2 protein-coding genes are annotated in these 2,340 nt (G+C 43.2%); both read right to left on the minus strand.

What is annotated here, in order from left to right:
• Positions 1-2,137 (minus strand): SpaA isopeptide-forming pilin-related protein (locus LI114_RS13310; protein ID WP_227221071.1); only part of this gene is annotated, 2,137 nt, incomplete at its 3' end.
• A gap of 21 nt (positions 2,138-2,158) precedes the next feature.
• The coding region (locus LI114_RS13315; protein WP_227221072.1) for a hypothetical protein at positions 2,159-2,340 on the minus strand (182 nt) is incomplete at its 5' end.

Consider the following 2,340-nt stretch of genomic DNA (forward strand, 5'->3'; position numbering starts at 1 on the left):
GAACCGTGTAAATTCCGTATGGCATATCCTTTGTCTGTGCAAATCCGTTTTCATCGCACGTCAGGTAATCACGTTCTGTTTCAACAGCATTTGCATAAGAACCCGAAGATTTCAGATACACTTCAAATTCAGCTCCCACTTCCGGAGTTTCTATCTGAGTAAAGCCGTCATCGGAATGCTTGATCATTGCGATATTTCCCTTGATAACGTCCTCAGTCACTGTCATAGAAAGTGGGTTATGCTCAATGAAATAATTCTCAGCTTCTGCACCTACTGAGTAAACTGTTTTGTCAAGGAGATAGCCCTCGCTTGGTGAAATTTCCTGAACAGTGTAGTTTCCGCAGACATACTCTTTTGTCTTGAAATATCCGCTTTCATCGGTCGTATAGGTATCGGCAAGCTCGCCGTCCTTGTACAGTCCGTAAACTGCTCCTGCAAGCGTTCCGTTGCCCTGTTCTGATGTTGTTTCAGAATCCTGCTTTGTCACCTCTACAGTAAATTTCTTGAGGATATTTTTGAATGTCTTGGTTGTGGTCGCATCTGTCGTAAGGGTTGCAGTCTGATCGGCAGGAATCACATATTTTATCGGAACATTTTTCTCGGAAATGGTGTACACGATCTTCTCATTATTGCTGTTGTAAACGGGAATATCGGAAAGAATTGCAACACCGTCCAAACCAGTTTTTATTGTGTAAGTCTTACCGTTGCCCGTAATAGTGAACTCTCTGTCGCCGTTCTGATTGTCCTCGGACTGCTTATTTATCTTTATCGAGCCCGTTTTAAGCTGATTGTTGAACTTTACATTCACAGTCAGATCAACATCTCCGCTTGTCAGCGTAACATTCTGAGCCTTAGGGACTTCGTATCTTGTATCTACATTGATCTCGGATACTGTATAGGTAATTGCTTTACCCGTAGACATATCATAAACCCTTAGATCGTCAAAGGCTGCAATTCCGTTTGCATTGGTTTTGGCAGTTTCAGAGAGCGATTTTCCATTGTATGAATAGGTGATTTTAAACTTCCTGCCGCTGATGATTCCGTCCTCTGCGGTTTTGTTAATTTTAATTGTTCCTGTTTTGAAATCCTCTGTCACCTTGTTTTTTCCTGCTTTGATTGTATAAACAGTAGGGTCAATAGAATAACCTGTAGGAGCTTTTAATTCCTTTGCGTAATAAGTGCTGTCGGGAAGTTGAATTTTACCTGTGCCGTCAGCGCCTATGGTGATTTCGCCAACCTTTTTGGTACAGGACTTGTCACTGTAGATTCCGTATACCGCTGTGGAATTGTCAACACTTGATTTTCCTACAAGATTACCGTCCGTATTGTACTTATCGATCTCAAAGGTAACATCTGTCTTTGTAATTCTGAACGCCGACATATTCATAGCGGTAGCGGTCTTACCGTCAGTCTTGTTGTTGATAACAACGCCCTCAGAACCGTTTGATTCGATTCTCCAGTGTGTACCTCCTGTGCCTGTGCCGTCGCCTACCGTTTTGGAGTTGATAAGACTTTCCGAAACTCCAATAGACTTCAGATAGCTTATTACATCATTTCTTAAATCAAATTCGCCCATATATATCCAAGCGTGATCCTCACCACCCGGATTCTGAGCGACCACCACAGAACCTGCTGTAATAACCGAACCGTCAGCACACTCCCAATACGGGCGGTCCGTTGTCTTGATGTTTTTCTTTTCGACTTCGACCTTTGAAGTCTTTCCGTCGTAAGTTATGGTGCAGTTATCATTGACTGTAAGCCAATGATCTGTATCAACAGGCACAGGGTTGTTCCATGAAAATCCCGAAGTGCTGTAGCCAAGCTGCGTAAGGGTATAGTACACAAGTCCCGAACAGTCAATGCCGAGATTATTTATCGTTTCAACAGAAAGCGGAGTGTACTGACCCTGATCATACGCATACCAGTAGCCCTTGTTACCAAAGGTATACGGCGAGCCGAGCAAGGTCGCCGCCTTTGCGATCACCGTATCTGCCGACGGAAAAGCTGAGTTTTCAGTCGAAGTACTTGCCGCATTCGCTGTGATAACTCCGCTCATAGATGAGCCGAGCATAGAAAAAGCACAGAGTCCTGCCATAAGTCCTGCACTAAGTTTCTTTAATATTCTGTTTTTTATCATTTATCATTCTCCTTTTGCATTTTACAATGTCTGTTCAAATTCTGTTTCTTCCGGTTCGATCACTTCCGGCTTTGTTTCTCTCACAGCAACCAGCCCGATTCCGGTCAGATCTACTATGATATGATCAAACTGCTGCTTGTACTTTTCTATCTGTTCATCGGTAAGTGAACAGGAATCCCATTCGCCGTATTCGTTACGATAAT

Origin of the sequence: Ruminococcus sp. 210702-SL.1.03 (assembly GCF_020559915.1) — a bacterium.
In the GTDB taxonomy this organism is placed as follows: Bacteria; Bacillota; Clostridia; order Oscillospirales; family Ruminococcaceae; genus YE71.